At 36.0% G+C, this 15,452-nt stretch carries 18 protein-coding genes; 15 read left to right on the forward strand and 3 right to left on the reverse strand.

What is annotated here, in order from left to right:
• Window positions 1–41: 41 nt before the first annotated feature.
• From CUN60_RS08775 to CUN60_RS08795, 5 genes are read left to right on the forward strand one after another with little or no spacing between them, the layout of a single operon-like run.
• Window positions 42–1,679 carry a peptide ABC transporter substrate-binding protein gene (locus tag CUN60_RS08775; protein ID WP_102951679.1) on the forward strand — a complete coding sequence of 546 codons (1,638 nt, stop codon included), beginning with the start codon at window positions 42–44 and terminating at the stop codon, window positions 1,677–1,679.
• Window positions 1,680–1,713: 34 nt separating this feature from the next.
• On the forward strand, window positions 1,714–2,646 hold the full coding sequence (locus CUN60_RS08780; protein ID WP_102951680.1) for an ABC transporter permease: 933 nt from the start codon (window positions 1,714–1,716) through the stop codon (window positions 2,644–2,646).
• Between the two features lie 9 nt (window positions 2,647–2,655).
• Window positions 2,656–3,528 carry an ABC transporter permease subunit gene (locus CUN60_RS08785; RefSeq protein ID WP_102951681.1) on the forward strand — a complete coding sequence of 291 codons (873 nt, stop codon included), beginning with the start codon at window positions 2,656–2,658 and terminating at the stop codon, window positions 3,526–3,528.
• A gap of 14 nt (window positions 3,529–3,542) precedes the next feature.
• Window positions 3,543–4,517, forward strand: a complete 975-nt coding sequence (locus CUN60_RS08790; protein WP_102951682.1) for an ABC transporter ATP-binding protein — start codon at window positions 3,543–3,545, stop codon at window positions 4,515–4,517.
• Window positions 4,514–5,503 carry an oligopeptide/dipeptide ABC transporter ATP-binding protein gene (locus CUN60_RS08795; protein ID WP_102951683.1) on the forward strand — a complete coding sequence of 330 codons (990 nt, stop codon included), beginning with the start codon at window positions 4,514–4,516 and terminating at the stop codon, window positions 5,501–5,503. Before CUN60_RS08790 ends, CUN60_RS08795 begins: the two co-directional genes overlap by 4 nt.
• 9 nt (window positions 5,504–5,512) lie before the next feature.
• Here CUN60_RS08795 and CUN60_RS13340 read toward each other — a convergent pair whose 3' ends face one another.
• Window positions 5,513–5,641, reverse strand: coding sequence for a hypothetical protein (locus tag CUN60_RS13340; protein ID WP_279639048.1), 129 nt, complete (start codon window positions 5,639–5,641; stop codon window positions 5,513–5,515).
• 183 nt (window positions 5,642–5,824) lie between these two features.
• On the opposite strand from CUN60_RS13340, the gene CUN60_RS08800 reads away from it, so the two are divergent.
• The 5 genes from CUN60_RS08800 to CUN60_RS08820 all read left to right on the forward strand — a co-directional run bounded on the left by CUN60_RS08800 (window position 5,825) and on the right by CUN60_RS08820 (window position 10,028).
• Window positions 5,825–7,123, forward strand: coding sequence for an adenylosuccinate synthase (locus CUN60_RS08800; protein WP_102951684.1), 1,299 nt, complete (start codon window positions 5,825–5,827; stop codon window positions 7,121–7,123).
• A gap of 195 nt (window positions 7,124–7,318) precedes the next feature.
• Entirely contained in the window at window positions 7,319–7,768 is a 450-nt protein-coding gene (locus CUN60_RS08805) for a hypothetical protein (protein WP_102951685.1), read from the forward strand.
• Complete coding sequence (locus tag CUN60_RS08810; RefSeq protein WP_102951686.1) at window positions 7,755–8,489, forward strand: RNA methyltransferase; 735 nt, start codon at window positions 7,755–7,757, stop codon at window positions 8,487–8,489. Before CUN60_RS08805 ends, CUN60_RS08810 begins: the two co-directional genes overlap by 14 nt.
• Window positions 8,482–9,288, forward strand: coding sequence for a glutamate racemase (gene murI / locus CUN60_RS08815; RefSeq protein ID WP_102951687.1), 807 nt, complete (start codon window positions 8,482–8,484; stop codon window positions 9,286–9,288). Before CUN60_RS08810 ends, murI begins: the two co-directional genes overlap by 8 nt.
• Window positions 9,288–10,028 (forward strand): TatD family hydrolase, encoded by a 741-nt coding sequence (locus CUN60_RS08820; RefSeq protein WP_102951688.1) that lies wholly within the window; start codon window positions 9,288–9,290, stop codon window positions 10,026–10,028. The genes murI and CUN60_RS08820 overlap by 1 nt, the downstream gene beginning before the upstream one ends.
• Before the next feature lie 5 nt (window positions 10,029–10,033).
• On the opposite strand, the gene CUN60_RS08825 is transcribed toward CUN60_RS08820, so the two are convergent.
• On the reverse strand, window positions 10,034–10,570 hold the full coding sequence (locus tag CUN60_RS08825; RefSeq protein WP_102951689.1) for an MFS transporter: 537 nt from the start codon (window positions 10,568–10,570) through the stop codon (window positions 10,034–10,036).
• 65 nt (window positions 10,571–10,635) lie between these two features.
• Entirely contained in the window at window positions 10,636–11,274 is a 639-nt protein-coding gene (locus CUN60_RS08830; protein ID WP_102951690.1) for a hypothetical protein, read from the reverse strand.
• Between the two features lie 102 nt (window positions 11,275–11,376).
• On the opposite strand from CUN60_RS08830, the gene CUN60_RS08835 reads away from it, so the two are divergent.
• The 5 genes from CUN60_RS08835 to CUN60_RS08855 all read left to right on the forward strand — a co-directional run bounded on the left by CUN60_RS08835 (window position 11,377) and on the right by CUN60_RS08855 (window position 15,350).
• Window positions 11,377–12,561, forward strand: a complete 1,185-nt coding sequence (locus CUN60_RS08835; protein WP_102951691.1) for an exo-beta-N-acetylmuramidase NamZ family protein — start codon at window positions 11,377–11,379, stop codon at window positions 12,559–12,561.
• Window positions 12,554–13,423 carry a DMT family transporter gene (locus CUN60_RS08840; RefSeq protein WP_102951692.1) on the forward strand — a complete coding sequence of 290 codons (870 nt, stop codon included), beginning with the start codon at window positions 12,554–12,556 and terminating at the stop codon, window positions 13,421–13,423. The genes CUN60_RS08835 and CUN60_RS08840 overlap by 8 nt, the downstream gene beginning before the upstream one ends.
• A gap of 201 nt (window positions 13,424–13,624) precedes the next feature.
• Entirely contained in the window at window positions 13,625–13,831 is a 207-nt protein-coding gene (locus CUN60_RS08845; RefSeq protein WP_158649366.1) for a lipopolysaccharide assembly protein LapA domain-containing protein, read from the forward strand.
• 28 nt (window positions 13,832–13,859) lie between these two features.
• Entirely contained in the window at window positions 13,860–15,026 is a 1,167-nt protein-coding gene (locus CUN60_RS08850) for a tetratricopeptide repeat protein (protein WP_102951694.1), read from the forward strand.
• A gap of 18 nt (window positions 15,027–15,044) precedes the next feature.
• A complete protein-coding gene (locus CUN60_RS08855; protein WP_102951695.1) occupies window positions 15,045–15,350 on the forward strand; it encodes a hypothetical protein in 306 nt (101 codons plus the stop codon).
• Window positions 15,351–15,452: the final 102 nt, after the last annotated feature.

Raw genomic sequence — 15,452 nt, forward strand, 5'->3', positions numbered from 1 at the left:
GATGTTATAATTTTAGCCAATTTTTCAGATGAAGCCTATAGATGAAACTTAAAACACTAGCAAAAGCAATGTTAATTGTAAGTTCCTTAGCTCTAGTAGTTGGAGGGATAACTGCCTGCACAAAAAATAAATCCGCCTCCTCAGGGAGTCATAAAGACATCATTATTGTTGATAATGGTGAAGATGCACCGACCTTAGATCCTGCACTAGCACAGGACACCCAAAGTAGCCGTGTTATCTATGATCTCTTTGAAGGTCTAGTCTCTTTTGACCAGAAAATGCAAACTATTCCTGGACTTGCTGAAACTTGGGATATATCCAAAGATCAGCTAACTTATACCTTCCATCTGCGTCCGGGGATAAAATTCTCAGATGGCACCCCTATTACTGCTGATGATGTAGTTTTTTCGCTACAAAGACTAGTTGACCCAAAAACAGGATCACCTTATAATATGCTGGGAAGCAATATAGTCAACGGACAGGCTATTATTGATAAAAAACAACCTGTAAACTCTTTGGCTGTTTTGGCACTCGATAAAAATACCGTAGAAATAAAATTGGTACACCCGGATGCTTCGTTCCTCGCAATATGTGCCATGCCAAATTTAGGCATTATCTCCAAAGCCAACTTAAATAAATATGGAAATGACTGGACACAACCAGGCAAAATGGTCAATTCAGGTGCATATAATCTTACAGAACGGGTTATCAAAGGCTATATACTATTAAGTAAAAATCCCTATTACTATGATGCAAAAGATGTCAGCATTAATCAGGTTAAATTTATGCCTATTGTTGATTATAGTAGCTCCTTAAATCAGTATAAATCTGGAAATATAGATATTACTTATAGTTTACCAATAGACCAATATAAAACCATCAAGAGACAGATGCCCTTGGAAGAACACACAGTTACTCAGGAGGGGTTATACTATTATGATCTAAATATGACCCTACCAAAATTCCGTGATAATCCAAAACTTCGTGAGGCATTATCAATTGCAGTAGATCGTAACGCCCTAGTCAAAGTAGTTTTAGGACAGGATCAAATCCCCTCATATTCATACGTAACTGAAACAATTGAAGCAGGTAAGTTTGCCGGGCTTAATTATGATTGGGCTAACTGGTCTCGCGACAAACAGATTGCCAAAGCTCAGCAACTATTCAAGGAAGCTGGGTACGGAGCAAACAATCCACTAGAAATCTCGATTTCTTATAACACTAATGACTTACACAAAAAAGTAGCGTTGGCTGTTGGTTCAATGTGGCAAGAGGTTTTTGGCGAAAAAAGCATTCAAGTAACAATTGCCAATCAGGAATGGAAAACCTTTCTTAAAGCCAGAAATACAGCTAATTATGATGTTGCCCGGGATGGTTGGATTGCTGACTATGACAGTGTAGATAGCTATACCAATCTTTATCAGTGTGGTAACCCACAAAATAACAGCAAAATGTGTAATAAAGAATATAATAACCTCCTTACACAGGCACAAAAAACTGCAAACCCGGAAGAGCGAGTAGATCTAATTCGTAAAGCTATAGCAATTGCAATGGATGAGTATGCAATTATTCCTTTATATCAGTACACCTACTTTAGAATGATTAGCCCGAAAGTAAAAGGTTACGATATTAAAGACAACCACTTGGATCACGTGCAAAGTAAATGGTATAAGTTTTAAGTTAACTAGGTTTATTTAAAGGAAATTGACACCAATGCTAAAATTTATTTTAAAGCGGATTCTGGTATCAATACCAACTATGCTAGCAATTATTACGCTGGTATTTTTTCTGGTCCATATGACACCGGGCAATCCATTTGACGGTGAACGCGCACTATCACCTGAAGCCTTGGCTGCTTTAATGCATCAATATCGACTTGATTTACCAGTTTGGCAACAGTATTTGCTTTATCTCAACGACCTAATTCATGGTAGTTTTGGAATTTCCATGAAATATCTTGGACAATCAATCAACCAGCTATTATTTCCCGATAATATGGGTGGATTTTGGGTTACCTTACAATTAAGTGTTTATACCATGATAGTTGCAGTACCTTTAGGTATAATTGTCGGTTGTTATGCGGGATTACATAAAAATTCAATTTTTGATAAAATAGTAGTTGCGAGTAACATATTTTTTACCGCAGTTCCAACGATGGTAACTGGACCGCTAGCAGTACTCCTTTTTGCCGTAACCTTACAGATTTTTCCAGCTGGTGGATGGGGTGATGGTGATTTTATGCATGTATTTATGCCGGTTGCAATCCTAACACTTGCCTACACTCCAACGATAGCGTTTGTAACCCGAGGCAGTATTATTGATGTATTAAACTCAAACTACATCCGAACCGCTAGAGCCAAAGGCTTGCCAACCCACAAAATTCTTTTTAAGCATGCAATTCGCCCTACCTTGTTACCTGTTATTTCAGTTCTAGGTCCAATGTTTGCCGGGATTTTAGTTGGCGCAGTAGTAACGGAACAAATTTTTACTTTACCTGGGCTTGGAATACTTACCACTAATGCTGCGACTAACCGGGACTATAATATGATAATGGCAATAACTATATTTGGTAGCTCATTAACCATAATTTTTAATATTATTGTTGATATCTGCTATATGTTATTAGATCCAAAAATCAAGCAATAAGGCAATTTTATGTTAGCTAAAACCAAAGATTTAAAACTAGAAGTACCTAAAGCTAAAGGCTTCTGGAGTAATGTATTTAAACGTTTCAGTAAAAACAAACTAGCACTTTTAAGTCTATTAATCATTATCATACTGACTTTAATGTGTATTTTTGTACCTATGCTAAGTAGCATCAGCTATGATAAAACAAACTGGAGCGAGATTCTTGAAATGCCAAATGCCAAACATTTATTTGGTACTGACAATCTTGGTCGTGATCTATTTGTCAGAGCATTTATCGGCGGTAGAATTACCTTTGCCATTGCATTTGCTGCCGCCTTTGTTGTACTACTGATTGGTATTTTTTATGGGGCAATAGCGGGTTATCTAGGTGGCAAAATTGATACTATTATGATGCGAATAGTAGATATTCTTTATGGGATACCATTTCTTTTTTTCTGTATATTATTGATTACCCTATTTGGAAATAGCGTTGCCCTGTCATTTGTTGCAATTGCTGCTATCTCATGGCTTGATATGGCACGTATTGTTCGTGGTCAAACACTTAGTATCAAGCATAAAGAATATGTCGAAGCCGCACTAGTTTCAGGGGTTAGTAACCGAAAAATCATTACTCGCCATGTAATCCCCAATTTACTTGGTGTTGTCATTGTATATGCAGCACTTACAGTACCTAATATGATTGTACTTTCAGCAGTACTCTCGTTTTTTGGCTTAGGCGTAACTGAACCAATGACATCTTGGGGACTACTAATCGCTGATGGTGCGCAAAATATGGAATCATGGTGGTTACTATTATTTCCCGCAGGATTAATGACAATAACTTTATTATCCTTTGCATTCGTATCCAATGGACTACGCGATGCACTTGATCCACGTTAATTAAGGCGATTTATATGAGTAGCAACAATCCTGTCTTAGAAGTAAGAGATCTTAACGTAGAATTCAAAGTGATGGATGGTATCGTAAAAGCCGTAAATGGACTATCTTTTAAAGCTTATGACCAAGAAATAATCGGCGTAGTTGGTGAATCAGGTTCGGGCAAAAGCCAAACTATGCTTGCTGTTATGGGCTTACTTGCCAATAATGCGAAAGTGTCTGGATCTGTTAAATTTATGGGGCAAGAATTGATTGGCATGCCAGCTAAAGAACTAAATCGGATTCGAGGCGATAAAATTGGTATGATTTTTCAAGATCCCATGACTTCATTAAATCCTTACCTTAAAATTAGCTCACAAATGACTGAAGTTTTAATGCTACATAAAGGATTAAGCTATAAGGATGCCCTCAATCAGTCAGTTCAGATGCTTGAACATGTCAAAATCCCAGAAGCAAAAAACCGGATAAATCTCTACCCACATGAATTTTCTGGCGGAATGCGGCAGCGGGTCATGATTGCAATGACGTTACTTACAAGACCAAAGATACTAATTGCTGATGAGCCAACAACGGCGTTGGATGTGACTGTACAAGCACAGATATTACAATTATTAAAAGAGCTTCGTAAGGAAATGGGAATGACGATTATTTTCATTACCCATGATATGGGAGTAGTTGCCAATCTATGTGATAGGGTAAATGTGATGTATGGTGGCTGGTTAATGGAAACTTCCTCCATAATTGAAACATTTAATAACCCAATGCATCCATATACACAAGCACTTTTATCTGCGATCCCTAGCCTTGACGCAGAAGTAGATAAGCTACATACTATTCCCGGTGAACCACCAAATCTGCTTAACCTACCTAGCGGTTGCCCATTTCAGTCACGCTGTGAGAAAGTTACTGAAAAATGTCAAACCATAATTCCACTACATAAAGTTAATCCGCGCCATGTAGTTAAATGTACTTTGTATGGAAATCAGCAATGAATAAAATTCTTGAAGTTAAAAATCTAAAGGTATATTTCCACCTTAAATCAAGTTTCCTAAAACCAGCAAAAATAGTACATGCGGTAGATGGTGTCAGCTTTGATGTCTATGAAGGGGAGACTTTGGGCATAGTTGGTGAATCTGGCTGTGGTAAATCATCTCTTGCGCGAGCACTAGTTGGGCTAAACCCAATTACTGGAGGAAGTGCCATATTTGACAATAAAATAGATTTGGCAAAAGCAGAAAGTAATGATTGGAATGAGGTGCATAAACAGGTTCAGTTTATTTTCCAGGATCCAGTTGCTGCTCTTGACCCTAGAATGACAATTGCTGAAATTATTGCCGAACCATTACAGACACTTTACCCAGATATGAATAAAAACAAAGTAATGTCACGAGTTTTGGAAACTATGAAATTAGTTGGTTTAAGTCATAATCAAATCAATCGCTACCCTACTGAGTTTTCAGGTGGGCAATGCCAGCGAATCGGTATTGCCAGAGCATTAATCTTAAACCCCAAAGTTCTCATCTGTGATGAGTCAGTCAGTGCCCTTGATGTTTCCATCAAGGCACAAATAATTAATTTGCTCCAAGATTTACAACAAAAACTAAAACTAACAATATTATTTATTTCTCACGATCTAAGCGTTATAAAACACATAAGTGACCGGATACTAGTAATGTACCTTGGTAACATTATGGAGCTTGGAGATAAAGGATCTATTTACAAAAACCCGCTACACCCATATACTAGAGTTCTTTTAGCTGCAGTACCAATTGCAAACCCGGAACTGGAGAAACACAAGGAAACACAGCTACTTGAGGGGGAACTACCTTCACCATTAAATCCACCCAAAGGATGCGTCTTTAATACAAGATGCACTCTCGCAGATGAAAAATGTCGGACTATGCGTCCTGAAAAGTCAGTATTTGATAACACTATTATCTGCTGCCACAAGGCAAATTACAATATCACCAAAAACTGACTATTCCATTTACTTCTGGTGGCGCAGTGACTCATGACCTTTTGAAGCAATATGATATGCTCTTGACTCAAGTTCACCTGCGGCTGCCATTGATTTTACAATCAATACAATTATATTTGACAACTTTTTGAAAAACATATATTTTCCCTTTATAAATATGGTTAAGCACAAGCTAATATTTTTCGTTTTAAAGTCACGCAAGATATTGTATCACATTAATTGTGCAATGCAATATTATTATCTCGAGATTCTCAATTTACACACATTGAACGCTGAATTAGTGTAAAATTCAGCGTTAAAAACATGTTCTAGGATTTACTGATGCAAAGCAATAATATCGTTATTATCGGCACTCAATGGGGAGATGAAGGCAAGGGGAAAATTGTTGACTGGCTAACTGAAAAAGCCGCCGCTGTAGTACGCTTTCAGGGTGGGCATAATGCCGGACATACACTAGTCATAAATGGTAAAAAAACGGTACTACGCCTTTTACCATCAGGAATGATGCATCCTCATGTTGCCTGTCTTATTGGTAATGGTGTTGTTGTATCGCCAGAAGCACTGGTAAAAGAAATCCGAGAACTGGAAGCAATTGGTGTTGAAGTTCGTAATCGCCTGAAAATTTCGGAAGCCTGCCCGCTAATCATGCCTTATCATATTGCTCTTGATCAGGCGCGCGAAGCTAAAAAGGGCGATAATAAAATCGGTACTACTGGACGTGGAATTGGTCCATGTTATGAAGATAAAGTTGCTAGACGCGCTATCCGCGTACAAGATCTATTTAATAAAGAGGTTTTTAGAAGTAAACTTGCTGAAAATCTTGAATATTATAACTTTTTGCTAAAAAACTACTTCAATGCTGCAACATTAGATATTGATACAGTATATAATGAAATTATGAATTACGCTGAGGACATCAAACCATTGGTGTCAGATGTTTCACGTAAATTATTTAATCTAAATAAAGAAGGTAAAAAAGTAATATTTGAGGGTGCTCAAGGTACATTGCTGGATATTGATTTCGGTACTTATCCATTTGTAACCTCATCTAACTGTGTAGCTGGCGGAGCGGCAACTGGTGCCGGAATTAGCCCACGGATGATTAATTATGTCCTTGGAATTGCTAAAGCCTATACAACACGCGTTGGTTCTGGTCCATTTCCAACTGAATTAACGGATGAAGTTGGTCAAGGATTGGCTTCACGTGGTAATGAATTTGGTTCAGTTACTGGTCGTGCTCGCCGCTGTGGTTGGTTCGATGCCGCAGCCTTAAAACGTGCAGTACAAATTAATGGCGTATCCGGTCTATGCATTACCAAACTTGATGTAATGGATGGAATGGAAGAAATAAAAATTTGTGTTGGTTACAAGCGCGATGGTAAAGAATACGACATCCTACCATTTGGTTCTGATTCAGTTGTTGAGTGTGAGCCAATCTATGAAACAATGGCGGGTTGGAGTGAAACTACTGCTGGACTTAAAACATATGCAGAACTACCAGAAAACGCCAAAAAATACCTCAAACGAATTGAAGAAATTATTGAAACGCCAATTGATATTATCTCAACTGGACCGGATCGGGTTGAAACCATCCTCATAAACAACCAATTATTTACCTAAATAGTTACTGCTCGGACTATCTCGCAATGGCTGTGTTGCAAGGCTCCTCATTTACTTCTCATGTAAACCACGTCGCCTTGCGCCTTGCTCTGGCTACATATTCCAGCAGTTACAGAGCTGCATAATATGAGTAATTTCTCTAAATAATACCACCTATTTCCGGGCAGTATTTTACAAATAGAATAAATCTAAGCCATGAAAAATAATTTTGTCATGAATAACTGGCTAAGAACAGCAGGTATTCTCAATTGCTGTTTTAGTCATCCATTTTATCTGCTCTTTGCCTACTATATAGTAATGGCTACTGGCTTAAATAAAGAAATTGAGACTAATGTTTATTTGATTGATATCTTGCCATTTATGACAATTTTAATCATCTTAACAGGAATCCGTTTCTTGATATTCGCCAGAATACAGAATAAACTAAACCTTAGTAGACAAGAATTAATCGACTGGTTTATTAAGATTAACATCTGGTCTGCACCCGGATTATTTATTTTTGTAATGATGCTGATGCCAATTGAGGGAAATGTTTTCGGATTTATTTTTATTCCTGTCATTTTCATCACTGGAGTAATCATAGCTCCAATAATTTTAATTAAATCACTCCGCCTAGCAAAGAAATTAAAGAATGAAAGAACTTGATAATATACAGGTAGTTCTCTGTAATACCTCTCACCCGGGGAATATTGGTTCAGCTGCAAGAGCTATGAAGACAATGGGCTTAACTAGATTAGTACTGGTAAATCCAATATGTCAACCCGATGATCATTCCTTGGCTCTAGCCTCAAATGCAGCAGATGTAGTACTAAAAGCAAAAGTAATCGATACGTTAGATGAAGCGATTGCGGCTTCGAATTTGGCAATTGGCATGACTGGTCGTAAACGCGAATTTACTGCCCGATTACAAACCCCAAAAGAAATCACTCAAGAATTACTATCAGTAGTAAATACGAATCAGGAAGTCAGCATTATTTTTGGTAATGAACAAAATGGACTAACTATTGAACAACTTGAAAAATGCAACCGCATGGTAACTATTCCGGGTAACCCCGTATATTTTTCGTTAAATCTAGCGCAAGCAGTTCAAATTATGTGTTACGAGATTTATAGTAGCTACAATCCTGATTTAACTCATTTAAAAGATGAAAAACAGCAAATTAATCAGCATGATGTACAACACCTATTAAATAACTTTAGACAATTAATAAAGACTACGCCATATAATAAAAATGAGGATTTAACCATGCGTAGATTACAACATATAATTCATAAAGCAGAGCTGGAACGAGATGAAGCCGATTTATTGCATGGTATAATAAAAGCTTCATTAAAACAAATTAATAAAGCAAATTTAGATGAGTAATAAAAATTCTCCAATTGGGGTATTTGATTCGGGAATTGGCGGACTAACCGTAGTAAAAAGTCTAATGCATAATTTGCCACAAGAGAACGTGGTCTATTTTGGTGACATTGCGCGGATTCCCTATGGTACCAAATCAGTTTCGACAATTAAAAAATTCACTGAACAAACGGTACGGTTTTTACTAAATCAGGATGTCAAAGCAATCATTATTGCCTGTAATACCATCTCGGCAGTAGCTAGAGATACTGTTCTCCAGCTAGCGGGAAACATTCCGGTAATTGATGTAATTTCTGCTGGTGCAAAGGCTGCAACCGCTAGTGCCAGTAAAATTGGCGTAATTGCAACCCCAGCAACGATTAATAGTAATGCCTACCCACGTGCAATCCAGCAACTTAACCCACAGGCAGAAGTGCACTCACAAGCTTGCGCCCTTTTCGTTAATATGATAGAAGAGGGGTTTATCAAGCACCCTGCCCTTGATCTGATAGCGGCTGAATACCTAACCCCATTACTCAAGCAAAAACTTGAAGCATTAATCCTTGGCTGTACTCATTACCCGCTAATTACAGAGACGATAGCTAAAATTGTTGGCAACAATATACAAATAATTGATCCGGCAATTACTGCAGTTAGCCTACTACAAGCAATTTTAAATAAAACCGGGCAGCTAAATCAGAATTTAACAACGAATGGGAACTATCGCTTTTACGTAACTGATGTACCTATCAAATTCCAATCGATTGGCGAAATGTTTCTAGGACATCCGATGCAACATTTGGAAGTAGTTAGCGTTGAATAATGCTTATTTATGATTCACATTGCCACCTAGAGGCGATCAAAAATGACCCGCGCCAAACAAAAATAGCTATTCCGGCTATTTTACCTGAAGATATAGAAGCGTTATTTAAATATCGTAAGCGTAATCCATATGCAAAAATAGGATTAGGCTTGCACCCTTGGTATGCTAATAAATTCATAAATTATTCTAATGAGAACTTTAATAACTATCTGGAACAATTAATAGTAGAATACCAACCAGACTTCATTGGTGAATGTGGTCTTGATAAAAACAAACCTGAATTTGAACTCCAGCAAAAATTACTTCATATCCATTTAGAGCTCGCTAAAAAGCATCAAAAGCCAGTTGTTTTACACTCCGTACGTGCAACTAATGAATTATTATCAATCCTGAAGCAATATAAAAATCTACGTGGAATAGTACATGCCTTTAATGGCAATAGTGAAACCGCCAAGCAACTCCTACGCTTTGGCTTTTATCTTGGAATTGGTAGCCTGATTCTCAACCCAGAAAGCCAGTTAAGTAAGTCAATTGAGAAAATCCCGCTTAGCCAAATCATTCTTGAAACCGATGCACCATATATGCCACCATATGAGGTGCAATACTCCCATCCTTACCATAGCCTTATTTATGCTGAACGTATTACTCAACTTAAAAAGATAGCATTAAGGGAAGTTATCAGTAGTTCAAATACGAATTGGAATAATCTATTCATTAGAAATATTTCTGTTAATAGTTAACCATCTCATTTAATATACCGGAAGAAATCCTTATTCGGCGTAAACCAGAGACTTACCAAAGATAAATAGCTGAAAGTAATGATAATTATTGAGGGAATATACAGGTTACCTGATTTACTAATCAGATAAGTCGATAAAAATACACCCAAGCCGCTAAAAAAGCCAAAAGTAAGATTATAGATAATGCTAATTGAGCCAAATTTATATTTTACTTCAAAAATACTATCAAGAACAGTTAGGATTTTTGATAGCATCAATCCAACAAAAAGCATACAAATTGATTCAAAAACTAGGATTTGAATATAATCATTCTTGATATAAGCTTTAAATAAAAAATATAAAATGATCTTGATTAATAAGCCAAGCACTATGTGTAACCTGCGCCCCAATTTTTGATGAAATATAGCACCAATAACTAATCCAGCTATTGAAAATAAGAAAATAACAACCTGCAAATTAAAAACGCTACTTTCGGAATAATTAAGATAACGAACTAGATAAAAGGGCATCACGGTTGAAAAGAAAGCATTTAGACTTGTCACAAAAGTCAGAAAACAAGTAAATCTAATGATAGTCCAGAAATTATTTCTAACACAGCTAACTGAATTTACAGCTTCATATAATACAACCTTTTCCTCCCCTCTGATAGCTCCTTACGTGTATGAAGATAAAAATAGATCGCAAAAATACAAAAAATTAATGGCATCAAAGAAATTATTATTTTATAGATGGGATTATTTACATCAGCAAGAGTAAGCTTTGTAAATGCAGCACCAAAATAAACCGCGATAAAATAGCAATTGCCGACAAACACCTTCCGAGCTGGCGAAAGTCTATCTTTATCTAGGATTCTAACTATTGCTTCTGGGTAGATCGCCCCAAGTAATACCCCGATCAAAATACAGTTAAAAATCAAGGTGGCAATAGCATAGTTAATTGGGAAATAGGCAACAAGATTAATGACAGCAATATTATAAAAAGCATATACCAAAACAAAGTATGGCAATAATGGTCTTTTAATTTTGTGGTGAAATAAAGAACGAATTGTACCACCCAATGGACGAAATAAAAAAGATAAGGCATTAATAAAAGAAATTGAGAAGATTATGTCTCCCGTCGCACTAAAATGATGAAAGATATAATCTTGAGTTTTGATAAATGCCAGTGAATTATAAAAACCAATCATGGTAAGAATTACCACCAAGATGAAAGTATCAATTTGAGATTTATAGATTTTAACTGACATAATACTTTTAAACAAAATTTATTGCCTATTTTACTATATTCGGCTGATAGCAGATTAAGTAATATAGTAAAATCGCTGATATTTATTGTTAGGCATTACACTATGCGGATTATCTTTTTTCTCATCTGCTCTATTACATTACTTTCTTTTGCACAAGCGGAAGCAATAATTAATGGTGATGCAAGATTTGAACTTTATGAATCACAAATTAGCAATAAAAGAGTTGCAGTCTTTGCCAATAACTCTTCACAAGTCAATGGACAGAATATTGTTGATTTTCTTAATAAGAAGCAAGTTAATATTGTTAAAGTATTTACCCCTGAACACGGCTTTAACGTTGAAGCAGATGCTGGTTCCGCAGTTAACAACCAAAATTCAGCCGACAGCAAACCCAAAATTGTCTCATTATATGGTAAAAAAGATAAGCCAACTAAGAACGACTTAGCTGATGTAGATGTGATTATCTTTGATATTCAAGATGTGGGTGTCAGGTATTATACCTATATCTCTTCATTACAAAAGATGATGGAAGCAGCTAGCGAATACAATAAACCATTAATTATACTTGATAGAGCAAACCCAAATGGATTTTATATCGATGGACCAATATTAGAACCAAAATATAAATCTTTTGTAGGAATGCAAGCTATACCTATTGTTTATGGGATGACTATTGGCGAATATGCAAAAATGCTTGTTGGTGAAGAATGGCTAAACCTTAGCCCTAAAAATAAATCCCAGCAATTAAAATTAACCATCATTCCTGTTGCAAATTATACACACAGAAGCAAGTATCAGCTAACCGATAAGCCCTCGCCGAATTTACCCAATATGACGGCAATTTATCTATACCCAAGTCTTGGCTGGTTTGAAGGCACACAGCTAAGTATTGGACGTGGAACAAGCACACCATTTCAAGTAATTGGTCATCCTGATTATAAGACTGATTTTAGCTTCACGCCACACCCGATGTCTGGTGCAACTAACCCACCTTTAAATGGAAAACTATGCTATGGCTGGGATCTACAAATGCCAGCAGACGAGGTATTAGAACAAACCGATGGTAAGATCAACCTAAAATATCTACTTCGTGCATATAAAGAATTTCCAGATAAAGCTCATTTTTTTACCAATTTCTTTGATAAACTGGCTGGTAATGGTAGCTTAAAACAGCAGATAATTGCAGGTAAGACAGAAAGCGAAATTCGTAGCAGCTGGCAGCCTGGATTGAAAAAATTTGCGGTAATCAGAAATAAATATCTCCTCTACCCTGAAAACGATGAATAAACATATTTCAATCGTACTATTTGCAATTGCCAGTATTGTCTTTGCTAGCTTACTTATCCGTTTTTCTGCGGCTGGACCTGTTGCTAGTGGTGCCTATCGGCTTTTATTAACCATCCCACTATTACTATGCCTCGATAAATTTTCAAGCAAAAAAAACAATTCTAGTAAGTTAACTCGTGAAATTATTATTTATTCTATGTTATCTGGTTTATTTTTTGCACTTGATCTTGCCGTATATAATGTCTCAATTTTGTATACTTCACTGGCAGAAGCAACCTTACTTACTAATATGGCACCATTTTTTATTGTTCCGATTTCAATAGTATTTTTTCATGAGAAAGTTCCTTTTAGGTTTATCTATAGCGTTATTTTGGCAATTATTGGTCTATATTTACTCATGGGAAAAACTGATCTTGATCATAAGCATCTGATTGGTGACTGGCTTGCCTTATTATCCGCAGTATTTTATGCATTGTTTTTAACTTCGATCAAAAAAGCTGCCAGCAATTATTCAGTTAATCGGGTAATGACTCTAGTTTGTCTAACCGGTGGAATATTACTTTTTGCCCTAGCAGCAATTAAGCATGAAGTGATATTCCCCCAAACAGCATATGGTTGGTTTATATTATTGGCAATTGCTATTTTTGGACAGGTTCTGGGACAAACCTTACTTGCCTACGGGGTAAAGTTTCTACCCTTACAACTTAGCTCATTATTTTTATTATTATCTCCGATATTTGCTGCAATTTATGCTTTTTTTATTTTTGATGAACGCCTAAATTTAATTCAAGGTTGTGGGATAGTTGTTATTTTAATTGCAATTTATATCGGAAAACGAATACTTGAGCTAAAGAAAAGTTGAGATTTTGATTGAATGATTAATTTAATTTTTCAAGATTATTGCAGTAGAGCATAATAGACTAAAATTAGTAAAATCTAGGTATGCTATAATCATTGATAATTTTATTTATTTGAGTTTATTAATATGCAAATCCTAAAGATAATTCGCATTTTATTCAGAATTGCTATTTTTGTTTTACTATTAATACTAGCAATAAATAATATGCAAACAACAGAGTTCAATTTTCTGGGTATTTACACCTTACGACTGCCACTAATTGTAACTTTAGGCATCTTTACGTTTGCAGGAGTTTTTATCGGCATGATCTTAAACTATAGCAATAACTTAAGCCTCAAAAGTGAGTTAAAAAAGCTACGTAAAGAACTAAGTCAAACACAGTCTAAACAGAATCAACCTACTAGCAATTAATTTTTTGTTCTAATAATGGAGCCATGATTTGGATTTATTAATTATTTGGTTAATCATAACACCTTTGTTCTTTGCTTTTGGCTGGATTGCCGGGCGAATTGATATGAAAGTTGTTTTAAAGCAGGCAAAACAGTTACCACAACGAATATTTGATAGTGTTGATGCAATGGTAGATGGTAAAACTGGTATTGCAAAAGATGAATTAAAGCAGGTTGTTGAACAAGAGCCACAATTCATTGATCTCCAATTTAGTCTTGGGCGCTTATATCGCAAACGTGGGGAAAATGATCTTGCGATAAACCTTCATAGTAAAATGCTAACTTCACAGTATATATTTTCAGAAGAAACCAAAGATAAAATTCGTCTGGAATTGGCACAAGACTTCCAAAGAGCAGGTCTGATTGACCGTTCTGAATCTTTATTGATTAATCTCTTAAATAGCCAGATATATGGTCATGAAGCATTACAGATGCTTCTTATCATTTACCAGCAAGATAAAAATTGGCAAGGCGCTATAGATATTACCAAAAAACTTTCCAGTTCTGACTATAGCTATCATCTTGAGGTAGCTGAATTTAATTGCGAGCTAGCACAAGGCGAAATAATAAAATCAAATTATGATAAAGCGATTGAATATATTAAAACTGCGCTGGAAGTAAATCGTAAATGTGTGCGAGCAAATATACTTCTAGGTGAAGTTTATTTTAATTTGGAAAAATATGCGGAAGCTATTCAAACCTGGCAATTAATTGAGAAGCAAAATTATAATTATTTACCTCTAGTCATCGATAAAATATTTGAAGCGTATGTCAGACTGGATCAGATAAAAGAATGTTTAACGCTTATCAAAGGTTACGTAACTTTATTTCCAAATCTTAATATGCACGACTTCATTTATCGTAAACTCCTAAATTATGATACCTTTGACGCAACTGTTGACTATTTACGTAAAGCAATGATAGCAACACCTAATTCAAAAATTGCTGCATTATTGATTGATGTCCAGTTAAATTTATTAACCACAATCGAAGGCAAGGCAGATGCAGAACGAGTAAAAACATTACTCCTTAAATATAATGACAAATTATCATCTTATAATTGTGGCTGTTGCAATTTCAAATCAAAAACTTTCTTCTGGCAATGTCCGGCTTGTTACTCATGGGAAAGCATTAGTCCAAATAATATCGAAAGCTAACCAAAAGGGATACCAATTATGACAATAGTAAATGGAACATATGATTTAAAAATCCAGACACCAATGGGTGAGAAGCATGCCACGCTCGTTCTTCAAGCAGATAAAAACATACTCACGGGGTCATTTGTTACCAAAAGTGATACTTCTAGCATTAGCGGGACAACTACTGGTAACCAAATTGATTTTGAAACAGTAATTACTACGCCATTGGGAAAAATAACTGCGCGAATCATTGGCTCTATTGAGGGTGATAACTTGATTGCAGAATCAAAATTAATGTTTGCAACTGCCAAAATTAATGGAACAAGAAGGAATGGAGAATAAGTGTATCAAGTTTTTACGGTAAGTAATACCTCTTTCCAACCGGCTTTTTTATTTTGTTGCGCCGTACACTCTGATTCTCAAAGCCTTTATTCCTAGCCCAAA

The sequence above is a fragment of the Aquella oligotrophica genome, from assembly GCF_002892535.1.
In the GTDB taxonomy this organism is placed as follows: domain Bacteria; phylum Pseudomonadota; class Gammaproteobacteria; order Burkholderiales; family UBA11063; genus Aquella; species Aquella oligotrophica.